Annotated in this window: 15 protein-coding genes; 13 read left to right on the top strand and 2 right to left on the bottom strand. The window is 68.7% G+C overall.

The features are described from left to right. Positions 1-182 precede the first annotated feature (182 nt). Positions 183-746, top strand: coding sequence for an HD domain-containing protein (locus AB0B50_RS30910; RefSeq protein WP_362339053.1), 564 nt, complete (start codon positions 183-185; stop codon positions 744-746). Between the two features lie 4 nt (positions 747-750). Here the strand turns inward: AB0B50_RS30910 and AB0B50_RS30905 are convergent, their stop codons facing one another. Next, positions 751-1218, bottom strand: a complete 468-nt coding sequence (locus AB0B50_RS30905) for an NUDIX domain-containing protein (RefSeq protein ID WP_362339051.1) — start codon at positions 1216-1218, stop codon at positions 751-753. Next, entirely contained in the window at positions 1205-1984 is a 780-nt protein-coding gene (locus tag AB0B50_RS30900; RefSeq protein ID WP_362339049.1) for an XRE family transcriptional regulator, read from the bottom strand. Before AB0B50_RS30900 ends, AB0B50_RS30905 begins: the two co-directional genes overlap by 14 nt. A gap of 96 nt (positions 1985-2080) precedes the next feature. Between AB0B50_RS30900 and AB0B50_RS30895 the strand changes: the two genes are divergently transcribed. The 12 genes from AB0B50_RS30895 to AB0B50_RS30840 all read left to right on the top strand — a co-directional run bounded on the left by AB0B50_RS30895 (position 2081) and on the right by AB0B50_RS30840 (position 13848). Next, entirely contained in the window at positions 2081-2779 is a 699-nt protein-coding gene (locus AB0B50_RS30895) for a haloacid dehalogenase-like hydrolase (RefSeq protein ID WP_362339048.1), read from the top strand. Between the two features lie 200 nt (positions 2780-2979). Next, positions 2980-4026 carry a hypothetical protein gene (locus AB0B50_RS30890; RefSeq protein ID WP_362339046.1) on the top strand — a complete coding sequence of 349 codons (1047 nt, stop codon included), beginning with the start codon at positions 2980-2982 and terminating at the stop codon, positions 4024-4026. Next, a complete protein-coding gene (locus tag AB0B50_RS30885; protein ID WP_362339044.1) occupies positions 4023-6074 on the top strand; it encodes a hypothetical protein in 2052 nt (683 codons plus the stop codon). Before AB0B50_RS30890 ends, AB0B50_RS30885 begins: the two co-directional genes overlap by 4 nt. Then, positions 6071-7141, top strand: coding sequence for an enolase C-terminal domain-like protein (locus tag AB0B50_RS30880; protein ID WP_362339043.1), 1071 nt, complete (start codon positions 6071-6073; stop codon positions 7139-7141). The genes AB0B50_RS30885 and AB0B50_RS30880 overlap by 4 nt, the downstream gene beginning before the upstream one ends. Then, the gene (locus tag AB0B50_RS30875) at positions 7123-7566 is read left to right on the top strand and encodes a hypothetical protein (protein ID WP_362339041.1); all 444 of its coding nucleotides are present in this window, start codon (positions 7123-7125) and stop codon (positions 7564-7566) included. Before AB0B50_RS30880 ends, AB0B50_RS30875 begins: the two co-directional genes overlap by 19 nt. After that, the gene (locus AB0B50_RS30870; RefSeq protein ID WP_362339039.1) at positions 7566-8231 is read left to right on the top strand and encodes an HAD family hydrolase; all 666 of its coding nucleotides are present in this window, start codon (positions 7566-7568) and stop codon (positions 8229-8231) included. Before AB0B50_RS30875 ends, AB0B50_RS30870 begins: the two co-directional genes overlap by 1 nt. Then, complete coding sequence (locus AB0B50_RS30865; protein ID WP_362339038.1) at positions 8228-9025, top strand: methyltransferase domain-containing protein; 798 nt, start codon at positions 8228-8230, stop codon at positions 9023-9025. Before AB0B50_RS30870 ends, AB0B50_RS30865 begins: the two co-directional genes overlap by 4 nt. Next, on the top strand, positions 9022-9858 hold the full coding sequence (locus AB0B50_RS30860; protein ID WP_362339036.1) for a creatininase family protein: 837 nt from the start codon (positions 9022-9024) through the stop codon (positions 9856-9858). The genes AB0B50_RS30865 and AB0B50_RS30860 overlap by 4 nt, the downstream gene beginning before the upstream one ends. Next, the gene (locus AB0B50_RS30855; protein WP_362339034.1) at positions 9842-10606 is read left to right on the top strand and encodes a phytanoyl-CoA dioxygenase family protein; all 765 of its coding nucleotides are present in this window, start codon (positions 9842-9844) and stop codon (positions 10604-10606) included. The genes AB0B50_RS30860 and AB0B50_RS30855 overlap by 17 nt, the downstream gene beginning before the upstream one ends. 4 nt (positions 10607-10610) lie before the next feature. After that, entirely contained in the window at positions 10611-11261 is a 651-nt protein-coding gene (locus tag AB0B50_RS30850) for a Sua5/YciO/YrdC/YwlC family protein (protein WP_362339032.1), read from the top strand. Between the two features lie 83 nt (positions 11262-11344). Beyond that, a complete protein-coding gene (locus AB0B50_RS30845) occupies positions 11345-12274 on the top strand; it encodes a hypothetical protein (protein ID WP_362339031.1) in 930 nt (309 codons plus the stop codon). A gap of 122 nt (positions 12275-12396) precedes the next feature. Further along, complete coding sequence (locus AB0B50_RS30840; protein ID WP_362339116.1) at positions 12397-13848, top strand: amino acid permease; 1452 nt, start codon at positions 12397-12399, stop codon at positions 13846-13848. Positions 13849-14352: the final 504 nt, after the last annotated feature.

Here is a 14352-nt window from a genome sequence, read left to right as displayed (position 1 = left end):
TCATTTCGCCACGCCAGGCTCAGAAGGGCCGCATACCAAGCACGTACGGTCACGTCACCGCTGGACCAGCCTGGTCGCCCGATAGATGCCAGTCGACTCGCGCCGGCGTTGACGCAGGCTTTCGCGGCGAGGCTTGTCACCATCGCCATCCCCGCGCACTGCTTCCGCCGTATCCTCCCGGGATGACAACACTCGGGCATGCGTACGAGCTGGCAGAAGCACTACTGAGTGAGAGCCTGCCACGGAGGTGGGCGCACACGCAGGGGGTGGCCTCCTGCGCCGGGCGGCTCGCGCCCCTACTCGGGACGAGAGCTGAGACCCTGGAGGCGGCTGCCGTCCTGCACGACGTCGGGTACGCGCCGCCGCTGGTCGTCACCGGCTTCCACCCGCTTGACGGTGCGCGTCATCTGCGGACGCTCGACGCGGTCGACGATCGAGTTGTGCGCCTGGTGGCGAACCACTCCTTCGCCCTCTTGGAGGCCGAGGAGCGTGGGCTTCGCGCTGAGCTGGCCGACGAGTTCCCGCTGCTCGATGATCCACTGCTCGTGGACGCCCTGGTGTACTGCGATATGACCACCACGCCGGACGGCGGGCGTACCACGTCCGAGGAGCGGGTGGCCGAGATCCTCGGCCGCTACGGCAAGGACAGTGTCGTCGGGCGGTTCATCCGCCGGGCCGCACCTGAGATCCACGGGAGCGTGGGCCGGGTGCGGGCGGCGGCGGACGAGCTGGGTGTGGTGCTCTGAGCGGCTATCCCAGGTAGGGGTAGGTGCCGGCCAGGTAGTCGCCGATCTGCTGGCGCATGCTGGCGTGGATGTCGTAGTCGTCGAGATCGTCGGGCCGGACGAAGCGGACGCCGTCGGCCTCGTCGTTGATGGTGGGCTTACCGCCGATGGGGCGGCCGATGTAGGTGTTCTCGTACTGCTGGCGGATCTCGCCGTCGGTGTAGGCAACGATGTGGTGCGGGTTGGTATAGACGCCAAGGAATCCGGTGACTTCGGCGACGATGCCGGTCTCTTCCTCGCATTCGCGGACGGCGCACTGGGCCGCGGTCTCCCCGATGTCCTGGGCGCCTCCGGGCAGAGCCCATTGGCCGGTGTCGCGGCGCCGTTGCAGGAGGATCTCGCCTTCGTCGTTGACGACGAGCATGTTGCTGGCGGGGATCAGGGTGTTGGCCTTGGGAGCCTTGGGGTCGTTGTAGTACTCAATCCTGCCCACTGCGGTGGTGCTCCTTGCTGTCGGTGTTGTCGGGCGCCCAGAGGCGCGCTGTCTTCCAGACCGCTTCGAAGCTCTCGTCGTACCGGTCGAACCATTCTGCGTTGGCGGTGCGGCGGAGCTGGAAGAGCGGGTTCGCGCTGGCCGGCTGGCCCCAGATGTGGGGGTTGACCAGGAGGTGGTCGTCGTAGCGGAAGATCGAGTTGTACAGCGTCGTGTCGTGCAACCGGATCTCGCAGCCCGGGTGACCGACGAGGGCGCGGTAGTAGGTGAGCGAAGCCCTGATCTTGGCGGCTAGAGTGTCGCCGATGCCTTCCTCGTGGCCACGGATGCGTACGGCTTCTCCCGTCGGATCGCCGAAGCACAGCCGTACTCGCACACCGGCCTGCGCGCGTTCCTGGAGCATGCGCGCGATGTGGGGGTTGGTCTGGGCGAAGAAGGTGCCGGAAAAGACCAGGACGTCGATCTGCTTCATCGCCCCTAACAGCAGGGAGATCCAGACGTCGCGGGGGACGCTCGCGCGGTTCGGGTACGTGTCCGCGATCTCGGACTGGGTGGAACCGAAGCGCGACGTCTTCTGGTCTGCCTCTGGCCACAGGTAAGTCTCGTCCACACGGAGCAAGTTGGCGACGGTCCAGCGATGCCGACGGTGGGGAACCCGGCCGCCGATCCAGCGACTGGCCGTTTTGGGGTCGACGGCGCAGGCTTTCGCCATCTCCTCTACTTCCAGCCCGCGTTGTACGAGTGCGGAGCGCAGTCGCTCATTCACTCAGGTAAGCCAACCGGACCGCCCCGCCTGCTGCAAGAGCATCTTCCGACATCGCAGTGGAACGCTGAGACCTGCGCGTATGCCTACGCTGGCGGTGTGCCACTCATCGTGCTCTGGGACATCGACCACACTCTGATCGAGAACTCCGGTGTCAGCAAAGAAATCTACGCGGCGGCCTTCGCTGCGGTCGCTGGTCATACGCCTCGTCATCCGGCCCGTACGGAAGGCCGGACCGACCGCTTGATTCTCGCCGAGATGTTCCGGGACCACGGGATGGAACCACCGGCTTGGGAGCGCATCGTGGTCGCCTTGGAGGCCGCGGGTGCGGGGCGTGAAGCGGACCTCGCGGCGCGCGGCCGTGCTCTGCCCGGCGTACGTGAAGCTCTCGCCGCGGTGGCAGCGGAGCCGGGCATGGTCTCCTCAGTGCTGACCGGGAACATCGCGGCCAACGCCGGTGTGAAGCTGCGGGCCTTCGGGCTCGATGTGCTCCTGGATATGGAGTGCGGGGCATACGGCGAGCACTCCGTGGACCGTGCCGCCCTCGTCAAGGTGGCCCGAGAGCACATTCAGCAGGCCCATGGTCTTCCGCACGACACCCCCGTCGTACTCATCGGGGACACCCCCCGCGACGTCCAGGCCGCCCACGACTCTGACGCTCATGTCATCGCGGTCGCGTCCGGCATCCACAGCGTCGACGAGCTGCGGGCGGCCGGGGCGCCTGTCGTGCTTTCTGACCTGCGGGACGTCCCCGCTCTGGTGAGTCATCTGCGTTCGCTGGCCCGCGTCAGCAACTGAAAACGTCCCAGGACGTCCCGGAGAGATCCCAGGACGGCGTTCGGCGTCCTCGCGTTCCACGACAGTCTCTGCGTGTCGTCGGCGGCTGACTCCTCCACGGGCCGCCGGCGCACCCACCCCCCTCCGGCTGACTGGGACGGAGCACGCGCATGACGGCACTACTAAGCGGACAGACCAGCACGACCTCCACGCTCGGGGAGGTGGAACAGCTCGCGGCCAAGTACCGCGTGCCCGTCGAGGACGCGCTGCTCATCGCGGTCAACCTGCACGGCATCGACTCCGATCTGCCACGCCACCGGGCACGCGTCCAGGTCCGGCTGGCGAGCGCCCCATCGGTGCCCTGGCAGCTCATAGTCCCCCTGAACGTCACGGACTCCCCGTTCCGGCTCAGGGGCGAACACCTCACACTGGGCGGTGCGCCGGTGGGAACCGTCGAGCGCATTGATGCGGACGAGGCGGTTGGCGGGTACTTCCGCGACGGCGGCGCGGCTCTCACGCTCAATCCGAATGCGCGCAGCCGTTGTGTGGGATGCGCCTTCTGCCCCAACACCCTTGAGGCTGCGGCTGATCCCCGACTCTCGGAGGGGCGGGACCTACGGGAGCTCTTCGCGGCCTTGCGGGAGCAGCATCCGCGCCGCGACCTGACGGAACTGCGCGAGGTGACCGTTTCGACCGGTTGCTTCGAGCGGGAGTCGGCGGCGGTGCAGCACCTGCGCACTCTGCGGACCGTGCTCGGCGAGCATGGTGTCAAAGCGCGTATCGGCTTCTTGACGTCGGTGTTGGGGTCCGAGGAGGCGTTCGATCAACTCGCTGCCGATGTCGCTCCCTTCGTCCTCCGCCTGACCGCGGAGTGCTTCACGCGCCGGGATCTGTTACTGAAGGCCAGTAAGGCCGTCCTCGTCGCCTCGGAGATGCCGGGAGTGCTCCGTCGTGCGCTGGCCGCCGGTCATGGCACCTCGTTCACCTACATCGTGGGGTTGGACGGACTCGCAGCGCTGCACGCGGGCGTCAGTGCGCTGGCCCCGTACGTCACCGAGTTCCCCAACTTCCAGGTGTATCAGGCCCATAACTCGGTCATGGCGGGTCTGCGTAGCCCCGGAGCCCAGGACCTGGAGCACTACCTCCAGGCGCGCGTGGTGATCGAGGACATCATGGGCTCCACTGGCCTGCGACCCGTCGCATGGGAGTGCTACCGGCCCCTGTGGTACTTCACCTTCGCTGGCGAGCCCTTGGTTGGTGTGCGGTGACCGAGACCGCCGTTGTGGCCGATGCTCTGTGGCGGGCGACCGTCTACGCCTCGGTCTGCCAGCTGCACCTGCGGGACAACGTCCTGCTCGCGGAGACGCTGGTTGCCGAGCATGTGAAGGAACGCCCCTCCGGGCACTGGGGCACTGTGCCCGGCACTGCGTGGGCGCTGTGCCACGTCGCGCTTGCTGCCGGGCATCTGGACCGGCGAGTGGAGCTGGTGCCGCTCTTGGGCGCGGGGCACGCTGGCGTTGTCCAGCTCGCCGCGGCGTGGGTGACCGGGGAACTCGGGAAAGTACGGTCGCGGTTCGGCCCGGATGCGGATGGCCTGCGGCGACTGGCTCGGGCGTTCCCGGACGTGGACGGCCTCGGATCTGAGGTCTCGCCTGCTCTCCCCGCCGGCGGCTTCCTGGGTGGGCGGCTCGGCGGCTGTCTTCCCTTCGCCCAGGGCGCCGCCCTCGATGCCCCGGACAGGGTTGTCGTGCCCATCATCGGGGACGGCGAGTGCGAGACCCCCACGACCGCCGCGAGCTGGCTGGGACAGAGAGCCGTTCCCGACGCCTCGGTCCTGCCCATCGTGCACGTCAACGGCTTCCGCATGGGGCAGCAGTCGCTGCTCGGCGCGATGAACGACGAAGAGCTGCGCGCGTACTTCGGCGGCCTGGGCTGGGCTGCCCAGGTGGTCCATGTCGTGACAGGGACTCCGCAGGAGCACAGCGCCTTCCACACGGCGTTGTGGAACACGCTGGAGGAGACGCTCGTGGGGCGGCGGACCGTGCTGATCCTGCGCTGCGTGAAGGGATGGGGCGGCCCCGCATCGCTCGGAGACCGTGCCCTGCTGGGCACCCCCGACCTGCACAAGACACCGCTGGTCAGCCCGCGCACCGACCCGGATCAGCTCACGAGACTGGCCCACTGGCTCGCCTCCTACCGGCCTGCAGATCTCTTCGGCGCGGACGGGCGTCCTCGCGGTGCACTCGCCGAGGCGGTGGCCACGGTTCGCTGGTGCTCCTTCGCACCCGCCGAGCCCTTGGGCGAGGAGGAGCGAGCCTCGGCGTACCAGCGGGTGAGCACGTTCACCGAGGCAGTCACCGACGTCGTCAAGCAGCACGCCACACGCGGGGATTTCCGTGTCCTCAGCCCGGACGAGCTGTCCTCCAACCGGCTTCCGGCTCTCGTCGGCGAGCGCTGGACGCACGAACTCCTTGCGGAGGAGGTGCTGTTGGAGTGGCTCGCCGGTTGGACCGCCAGCGGGCGCCGAGGGGTGATGGTCTCGTACGAAGCGTTCGCACCGCTGCTCACCAGCGGCTTGGTGAGTCACATCAAGCAGCGGCGCATGGATGGTGCCAGAGGGCTTCCCAGCCTCAACCTCCTGCTCACGTCCTACGGCTGGCACAACGTCCACAGCCACGGTGACCCGTCTCTTGCCACCACTCTCCTTGGCCTGCGCGTTCCTGCGGTGCGCGTGCTGACGCCGGCCGATCCGGCACGCACCGCCGCCGTCCTGGCCGAGGCGTTCGACTCGGTCGACAGGGTCAATCTCGTTGTCGCGAGCAAGCACACCCGCACCGCTCATCCCGCGGACACGATCCAGGAGGAATGCGAACGGGGCCTCGCGATCTGGCCGCACCTGAGCGACGACGCAGAGCCCGACCTCACGATCGTCACGGCGGGCGACATCCCGGCCGCCGTCGCCGCTGAAGCGGTGGGCTACCTCCGCGAACGGCACGGCTACCGCATCCGCGTGGTGAACCTGCTCGATCTGACCGTCCTTGGAGCTGCCCAGCTGTGGCCCCGCGGACTCAGCACCCAGGAGATCGACCACTACTTCGGCGCCCACGCCGCTGTCCTCGTTCTCACCCTCGGCCACCCCGCCGCTGTCTGGAGCCTGCTGGCCGGACGGCTCGACCGCCCCGTCGATGTCATCGGCTGGCAAGAACCACCCGGCCCCATGCCCCAGCGGCTGCTCGCCCACACCCTCGGCATGGACCGGGCAGGGGTGGAGCAGTCCGCCGGGCTCCTGCTCACGACCCGCGAGGTGGTCCGATGACCTCCTTCACCATCGAACGGCTGGAAGTCACCGAGGTACGTGAGGGCACGGGCCCGGGGGACGATGCGCTCTTCGTCTTGGTCCATGCTGCGGGCGAGAGCGGCTGTTATGGCCCGGTCAGCGAACGGATCGGGGTCTACGCGAGAGACACGCTGGCGTCCGCAGTGCGGGGGAGCAATGCCGCAGACCACCATGGCCTGCTCAACCGACTGCGGCAGGCTGCTCGCACCGCACCGTCCGACATCTCCTCGTGGGCGGTCGGCGCGGTCGACTGCGCAGCCTGGGACCTCCACGGTCGCCTCACCTCGTGCTCTGTCGCCGATCTCCTCGCCCCCGGGACGCCGCAACCATCCGTGGCGGCCTATGCCTCGTGGCTCTCCCAGAACCTCACCAGCTGCAACGACCTGGAAGCGCTGCGCGGAGTCGCGGCGGGCGGCTGGCGCTTCACCAAGTGGGGACTTCGCCGAGCCCCGAAGGACCCCTCCGACGAGGCCGCTACGCGAATGGCACGAGCTGTAGAGCGCTGCTCCGACGCCGTCGGTGCCCCTGTCGCCGTCGACGCCGTCGGAACCTGGACCCCTGCTGTGGCCATGGCCTTCGCGCGGAGCGTGGAGGCCGCCGGCCTGCGCTGGCTGGAGGACCCGCTGCCGCACCACGACCTGGACATCTACCAACTCGTCACCGCCACCGGGCTGCCCCTGGCCGTCGGCGAACGCGTGCACTGCGACGAAGACCCCGTCGGCCTCATCCAATACGCCCAGCCGAACGCGCTGACTCTCGACATCGTCGGCTGCGGCGGGCTCACCCGCGCGACGCAGATCCTCGATCTGGCCCACGCCCACGCTGTCCCCATATACCCGCACGGTCGCTCGATCGTTCCCGGCCTCCACCTCGCGGCAGCCTTCCCCGACGCGGTACCGGCCGTCGAGTACCGGCTCCAGTGGGAGCCACGGCGCCAGCTCCTGTACGACGTTCCCCTTCGCCTCGAGCACGGACGCATCGGCCTGCCGGACACCCCTGGTCTCGGCACGATCCCGAGGAGCACGACATGCCCAGCACATCGCTGAACCTCCCCGTGACCGGCACGGTCAGCCACGGCCCGGACGGACCGCTGCTGGTTCTCTCCGAACGGCTCGACGGACATGACACGTTCCTCAAGGGGAGCCTCGACGTGGGAAGTTCATCAGTCCCCGTCCGCATCCTGACCCTGGACGACGTCACCGTGCTGCGTCCGGCGGACCACTCCGCCGTTCCCGATCTGGGCGCGGGATGGCAGGGGACGCTCCGCCTGCCGCATGGTCTGCGTCCGCAAGCCATTCCGCCGGACCTGCAGGAGGTGGCCGCAGAGGAGGGGCGGTCCCTGGAGGCGCTGGACGAGGCGGAGCTGCGCTACGTCCTGACCTTCCTGTCTGAGTCCACGACCACCGCCATCCGGCAGGCCCGCGTCGAGGCCATCGTCTCCGCCCTGCCGACGACCACGGAGAGGCCCTGATGACCACCGAACCCTTGCTCCTGGTCACGGTCGACGTCGGCGGAACCCTCGGCACCGCCGACGGACCCGGCCTGACGATGCGGCTGGCCGAAGCCTCCCCGCTGCCCGCAGCTCAGGCTCGGGCGGTCATGCGGGCCAGTCTCCACACCCAACCCGAGCTCACTGACGCCGTGGTGGCAGGGGTCTGCGAGGCGTTGGAGATGCCATCGGAAGCCTTTCCCCGCGACCTTGCCCCGGCCCCGTTCCGTCTCTTTCCCGGCGTCACGGAGGCCCTGCGCCGGATCAGTGCCGTGGCGAGGGTGGTCACGCTGTCCAACGTCACATGTGTTGACGCCGATACCGAGGGACTGCGCGGCCTGCTCTCCCCTTGGGTGAGCGACTTCTTCCCCTCCTGCCGCATCGGCCACACCAAGCCGGACCCGCGCGCCTTCCACGCCGTCGTCGACCAGCTCGGCGCTGGCCCCGATCGTGTGATCCACGTCGGCGACGACTGGACCTGCGACATCGTGGGGGCTGTCGAGGCAGGCTGCAGGGCTGTCTGGATATCCCGCGGTCGCCAAGTCCCCGATGAATCATTGGTCGTTGACCACGGTGTGCTCGTCGCCACCGACCTGACGGCAGCCGCCACGCACATCGAACACCTCGCAGCAGGGAGCGTCACATGAGCCTCTTCACCGGTACCACCTCGTACTACCGTCAGTTCCGCCCTGGCATCCCCGAGGATGTCGCAGCGGTACTCGACCGCGCCGCCCCCGCACGCCCCGACGGCCCCCGCCGACTCCTGGACGTCGGCACGGGGACCGGCCTGGTGGCCGAGGCCCTGCTTGACCGCTTCGACGACCTCATCGCCGTCGACAACGACGCCGACATGCTCGCCGCGGCCGAGTCGGCGCTGCGGCCGAAGCTCCCCGAGGGCTCCAGCCTGTCCCTCGTCCAGAGCACGGCCGAGGACTTCACCCCACCGGCTGGCTGGCAGGCCGAACTCGTCACCATCTGCCGGGCGTTCCACTGGCTCGACCAAGCCGCCGTCCTGACCCTGCTGGACGGGCAGGTCGCTCCCGACGGGGTGGTCGCGATCTTCGGGGACAACAGCTTTTGGGCCGCGGGCAGCCCCTGGAAGGAAGCCGTCCGGGATGTGGTGAAGAGCTTCCTCGGGGAGGAGCGCCGCGCGGGGGCCGGCACCTTCCAGCACCACAACCGCCCCTACAGCGAGATCATGGAGGAATCGCCCTTCAACGAGGTCGAGGAAGTGCGCGTCCCTGTCCAGCGCACCTGGAGTGCCGAGAGCATCCTCGGTTACCTCTATTCCACGTCGTTCGCCGCACCCCACCTCTTCGGTGACCGGTTGAAGGAGTTTGAGGCCGCCTTGAAGGACCGGCTGACGGACTTCAGCGGCAACGACACCTTCCCCGAGGAGAACGAGTTCCTCATCCGGCTCGGACGGCGGGGCAGGAAATGACGCCTGACGGCGAGGACAGGTCGTACGGCAGGCTGACGGCCCCGCGCGTCACGTCTGAGCTGAGCGAGCGGTCGATCCTCTGCCTGCCGCTCGGGTCACTGGAGCAGCACGGCCCGCACCTGCCGCTCAACACCGACGCCGTCATCGCCGAGCGCTTCGCCGCCCGACTGGCCACGCACGTCGCGGACCGGCACGATCTCTGGGTCGTGCCACCCGTGCCCTACGGGCTCTCCCCCGAGCACGCGTGGGCGCCCGGCACCATCACCCTGAACATCGCGCTCTACACCTCCCTGATCGAGACGCTCGTGGGGGAGTACGTCCGCTCCACACCGGCACGGGCGATCCTCATCATCAATGGCCATGGCGGCAACAAGGGCGTCCTGGAGGCCCTCGTGCACCAGCTCCAGCGCACCCACGACGTGGCCACCTGCGTGGTCAACCCCGGCTCCCTCGCCGCCGGTCAGCTCCAGGCCGACGGCGAGTTCCTCGAGGTCCACGCTGGCATCCGCGAGACCTCCCTCATGCTCGCCCTCGCCCCCGACCACGTACGGCTGGATCTCCTCCCGAACGGGCCCATCCCCGACCCCGGCCAGCGGGAGGAGGTCCAGCGCCTCGTCTTCGGCCGCGGCGCCACCTGGCCCTGGTCGTCCGACAACCCCGCGATTTCCACGCACGGCGTCATCGGCGGCGATCCGCGACAGGCCACTGCGGAGCACGGCCAGATGCTCGTCACCGCCGCCCTGCACGCCTGCGCGGACGTCCTCGACCGGCTCGCCCCACCCACATCGCACGAACCGATCGACGTACGGAGGGCCCATGGGTCTCACAGCTGAGGAGAAGGCGACCTTCAAGCGGGACGGCGTCCTCATACGCCGCGGGCTGGCCGCCCCCGACCTGGTCAAGCGAGCCGTCACCCTGATCGACGCGTCGTACCGCAAGGAGATGACCGCGGACGACATACCCGCGTACTCCCGGCGCACCTTCGCCCCGGAACTTGGAAACAGCGCAGAACTGCTCTCCCTGTACACGGAGACCGGTGCGGCCGGGCTCGCTGGCGACCTGCTCGGCGACACGGCCCCGGTCACGACCGCCCAGGTCCAGATCCGTGTGCCCGAAGGCGAGTTCCCCGGCGTGCAACCGGAGAAGGCCATGCACGTTGACGGGGTCTCCTGCCCCCACTTGGACCCGCGCGAACTGCGCACGTTCTCCCTGCTCGTCGGCGTCGTCCTGTCCGACATCAGCGACCCGCAGTGCGGTGCCCTGCACTATCTCCCCGGCGGGCATCTCACCATGGCTCGCTGGTTCGCCGACGAGTGGTCACTTGGAATGACGGAGCAGGTTCCGCCGGAGATCGACCGGGAGCGTGGGACCCCGTTCCTCGGCATGCCCGGGGACGTCCTGCTGATGCACCACCTCGTCCCCCACACGGTGGCCCAGAACCTCATGCCCTTCCCCAGGGTGATGGCGTACTTCCGCATCTCCCACCCCGACCACGCGAGCCGTCGCCTCGAAGCCCTCCGCGACCCCTGGCTCGACTACCCGCCCCTCACGGACCTCCCCACGCCTACCTTCCAGGAGTAGCACCATGCGCACGATCCACCCCGGCGAACTCGACACCGCAGCCCGTGCCATCGAGGCCGGAGAGCTCGTCATCGTCCCCACCAACCGCTGGTACATGATCTGCGCCGACGCCAGCAACGCGGACGCCTCCGGCAGCATCTTCACGGGCAAGCGGCGCCCCAGCGGCAAGTCCCTCGCCTACGTCGTTCCCTCGCTCGCCGTCTGCGAGCAGCACTTCCAACTCGGTGCCGAGGCACGGAAACTCGCCCAGCAGTTCTGGCCCGGCGACCTCGCACTCCTCCTGCCCTGGCGAGACCCCGACGACGCCGCACGCCATGCCGCTGTCGGCTCGCCGGCGCTCACCACCATGGCTCCCGGAGTCCTCGGCGAACTGGCGGCACGGGCCAAGGTCCCCGTCGCCGCGACGACGGCCAACATCTCCGGCGACGCCGGTCCGAACGACCGTGGTCCCGCCGTGACCCTCGCCGAGGTCCACGCCTTCCTCGCCGCCTCCGGCCTCGCGGTGTCCGTCATCGTCGACGGCGGGGTATGCCCCGCGGCCAACCACATGACGATCGTGGACTGCTTCACCCCGGAGGCCAAGCTCGTGCGCACCGGCCTCGTCCACCAGCGGGCCGTTACCGCGGCTCTTGGGCGGGAAGTGCGGCCTTCCTGATGGAGCTACCGAACCGCGTTGCGCGAAGACGGATAGCGAGGCCCCGGAGGCCGGCGGCCGAGTGGGGACGGGGATGAGAAGGGATGAACCCCAGACAACTCCTCGACGCGCACCCTGCACGGGATGACGAGGCGCTACGGCGGGTCCTCGAAGACGCCTCCATGGGCCGCTGGGAGGGCCCGCGCGATCTCCTGACCTCCACTGGGTCGGACTGGGACCGCCGGGTCTTCCGCCTCCAGGTCCTCGCCGAAGCGGGGGCGCGGCTCAGGTTCGCCGACACCTGGGCGAAGGCCGAACCGCGCTCACCACACGCGCTGGCTCTCCTTGCGAACGTGCAGGCCCTGCGCGCGATGATCGCCGGGCGCGACAGCGGCTGGGGGCTGATGGAGGAAGCCTGGGCCACCTGCCGCACCGCGCTGGACATGTGGTCGCGGGATGTCGCCCCACTGATTGTCATGCTCGCGCTACTTCGTACTCATGCTCCCGACCGGAACACGCTCGGCCGCGTGTGGGAGGAGATCAAGCAGCGCGACCCGTGGAACCGCGAAGCGCACCACGAGGTCGTCACTTACCTGCTCGCCCGCCACCACGGCAAGCCGGGCGAGGCCGCGTGGTGGGCTGAGGAGCAGGCATCCATCGCTCCCCAGGGCTTGCCCATCGCCGTCCTGCCCCTGGTCGTCCTGGCAGAAGCCCACCGGTCCCGCCAGGAGCGGGACCAGAAGACGTACGGCCTGACGATCCACCCCTGGGTCGACTGCCCGCAGATCGACGTGGTGCTGGAGCGCTGGTGGCGCTACCGAGCACCGCGCCCGCACGCCTGCTTCGCGGATGACGCCAACTACCTCGCTCACGCGCTGTCGTTCGCGAACCGCCATCACGAGGCCCTGGAGGTCTTCGACGCGATCGGCCCGTACGCCACGCAGGTGCCGTGGTCGTACTGCGGCCAGGCCCGCGACCTCTTCCTGCGGCACCGCGGCTGGGCCTACAGCCCGCCGCGGCGCCGAGGCCAGTGAGCACCCGAACCATCCCCTCTTACCTGCGAAGGACGGAACCCCCTGTGCCTCTCGATGTCTCCCGCGTCTCCGACGAGGAACGCCTCAAGCAACTCGGCTACCAGCAGACGCTGTCGCGCTCGATGTCCGGCCGCGCGAACTTCGGCGTCAGCTTCACGATCATCTCCATCCTGTCCGGCTGCATGACCATGTACGGCTACGGCATGAACACCGGCGGCCCCGCGGTCATCATGTGGGGCTGGTTATTCGTCGGCCTCATGACCCTCTTCGTCGGACTGTCCATGGCCGAAGTCTGCTCCTCCTACCCCACCAGCGCTGGCCTGTACTTCTGGGCCCACCGCATGGCTCCCAGGCGGTCGGCGGCAGCGTGGGCGTGGTTCACCGGCTGGTTCAACACCCTGGGCCAGATAGCAGTCACCGCGGGTATCGACTTCGGCGCCGCCAACTTCCTCAATGCCCTGCTTGATCTCCAGTTCGGATTCGAGGCCACGCCGGGGCACACCATCACGCTGTTCGGGATCATCCTGGTCCTGCACGGCATCCTCAACACGTTCGGCGTGCGCATCGTCGCCTTCCTCAACGAGGTGTCCATCTGGTGGCACATCCTCGGCGTCGTCGTCATCTGCGGCGCCCTGGTGCTCATCCCCGACCACCACCAGTCGACTCACTTCGTCCTCGGCGAGTTCGTTAACAACACCGGCTTCTCGTCGAGCGTGTACGTGGTGCTCATCGGGCTGCTGATGGCGCAGTACACCTTCACCGGCTACGACGCCTCCGCCCACATGACCGAGGAAACCATCGACGCGGCCACCGCCGGCCCCAAGGGCATCGTCCGCTCCATCCTCGTCTCCCTCGCCGCCGGATTCGTCCTCCTCTTCGGCTTCACCTACGCCATCGACTCCTACACCGGCGCCCTCGACTCCGGCACCGGCGTACCCCCGGCACAGATCCTCATGGACGCGCTTGGTGCAGCGGCTGGCAAGTGGCTCCTCGTGGTGATCATCGTCGCCCAGCTGTTCTGCGGCATGGCCTCGGTGACGGCCAACTCCCGCATGATCTACGCCTTCTCGCGCGACGGTGCGCTGCCCTTCTCCAGGACCTGGCACAAGCTCAACCCCGCCACTCGCACCCCCACCAACGCCGTCTGGCTCGCAACTGGCGGCGCCTTCGTCCTCGGCCTGCCCTACCTGTGGAACAGCACCGCGTACGCGGCCGTCACCTCTATCGCGACCATCGGCCTGTACATCGCGTATGTGATCCCGACCTTCCTGCGGCTGCGCCTGGGGAGCCGGTTCGAGCGCGGCCCCTGGCACCTCGGCTCCTGGTCCACCATCGTCGGCGCGATCGCCATTGCCTGGGTCGTGGTGATCACGGTGCTGTTCATGCTGCCGCAGAGCTCCCCGGTCACCGTGGACACCTTCAACTACGCCCCGATCGCGGTCGGCGTCGTCGTCGCCTTCTGCGGCACCTGGTGGCTCACCTCGGCCCGCAAGTGGTTCCTCAACCCAGCCCACCCCCGCAACGCCAGCCCCGCTCGCGATCACGCTCACGGACAAGAAGCGGCTCGCTCATAGATCGGCTTCAGTAGGCATCGCCTGGCCCGCGCCAAAGCGGTGCGGGCCAGGCGACGTCTGAGTGCGACAGCCCTGGCCGCTCGGTCGAGTACCTCCGGCTCGCAGTGCTCGTCACGTCTGTAGCACCGCTAATCCTGTGGCCCTCCGGCGACCTCGTATTCCACACTTGACTCCAGGCCGATACGAGGCAACCCGCTTGGCAGCGGGAACTGTCCATGCCCGAGCGTTCCAACCCGCAAGCCCGCGGCCATCACTGCGACTTGGGTCACTGCCTGTCGGCAACTCCGCTCCCGCAAGCACCTATGCCTGCACGTTCACACGCTCCCGGACCAGGGCACCACCACGCCTCTTCCGGGATGCTCGAGAAGAGAGGGAGGACCTCCGTGCCGAAGCCCCCGCGCGTGGAGTACGTAATAACCAAGCCCAACTCACCGACCTGGTGGAGGAAGAACCGTCACCTGGTCCTACTCGTCGTGGGCCTCCTCGTTGGTGCGTGGCTGGTCA

Source organism: Streptomyces sp. NPDC041068 (assembly GCF_040647455.1).
Taxonomy (GTDB): Bacteria; Actinomycetota; Actinomycetes; order Streptomycetales; family Streptomycetaceae; genus Streptomyces.
Note: the sequence above shows the minus strand (reverse complement) of the source record. Positions and strands in the feature narration are given on the sequence as shown.

Excerpts from the sequence above, each read along its gene's own strand:
- AB0B50_RS30910 (WP_362339053.1), top strand. The coding sequence starts at position 183 with ATGACAACACTCGGGCATGCGTACGAGCTGGCAGAAGCACTACTGAGT.
- AB0B50_RS30880 (WP_362339043.1), top strand. The coding sequence starts at position 6,071 with ATGACCTCCTTCACCATCGAACGGCTGGAAGTCACCGAGGTACGTGAG.
- AB0B50_RS30875 (WP_362339041.1), top strand. The coding sequence starts at position 7,123 with ATGCCCAGCACATCGCTGAACCTCCCCGTGACCGGCACGGTCAGCCAC.
- AB0B50_RS30870 (WP_362339039.1), top strand. The coding sequence starts at position 7,566 with ATGACCACCGAACCCTTGCTCCTGGTCACGGTCGACGTCGGCGGAACC.
- AB0B50_RS30865 (WP_362339038.1), top strand. The coding sequence starts at position 8,228 with ATGAGCCTCTTCACCGGTACCACCTCGTACTACCGTCAGTTCCGCCCT.
- AB0B50_RS30860 (WP_362339036.1), top strand. The coding sequence starts at position 9,022 with ATGACGCCTGACGGCGAGGACAGGTCGTACGGCAGGCTGACGGCCCCG.
- AB0B50_RS30855 (WP_362339034.1), top strand. The coding sequence starts at position 9,842 with ATGGGTCTCACAGCTGAGGAGAAGGCGACCTTCAAGCGGGACGGCGTC.
- AB0B50_RS30850 (WP_362339032.1), top strand. The coding sequence starts at position 10,611 with ATGCGCACGATCCACCCCGGCGAACTCGACACCGCAGCCCGTGCCATC.
- AB0B50_RS30845 (WP_362339031.1), top strand. The coding sequence starts at position 11,345 with ATGAACCCCAGACAACTCCTCGACGCGCACCCTGCACGGGATGACGAG.
- AB0B50_RS30840 (WP_362339116.1), top strand. The coding sequence starts at position 12,397 with ATGTCCGGCCGCGCGAACTTCGGCGTCAGCTTCACGATCATCTCCATC.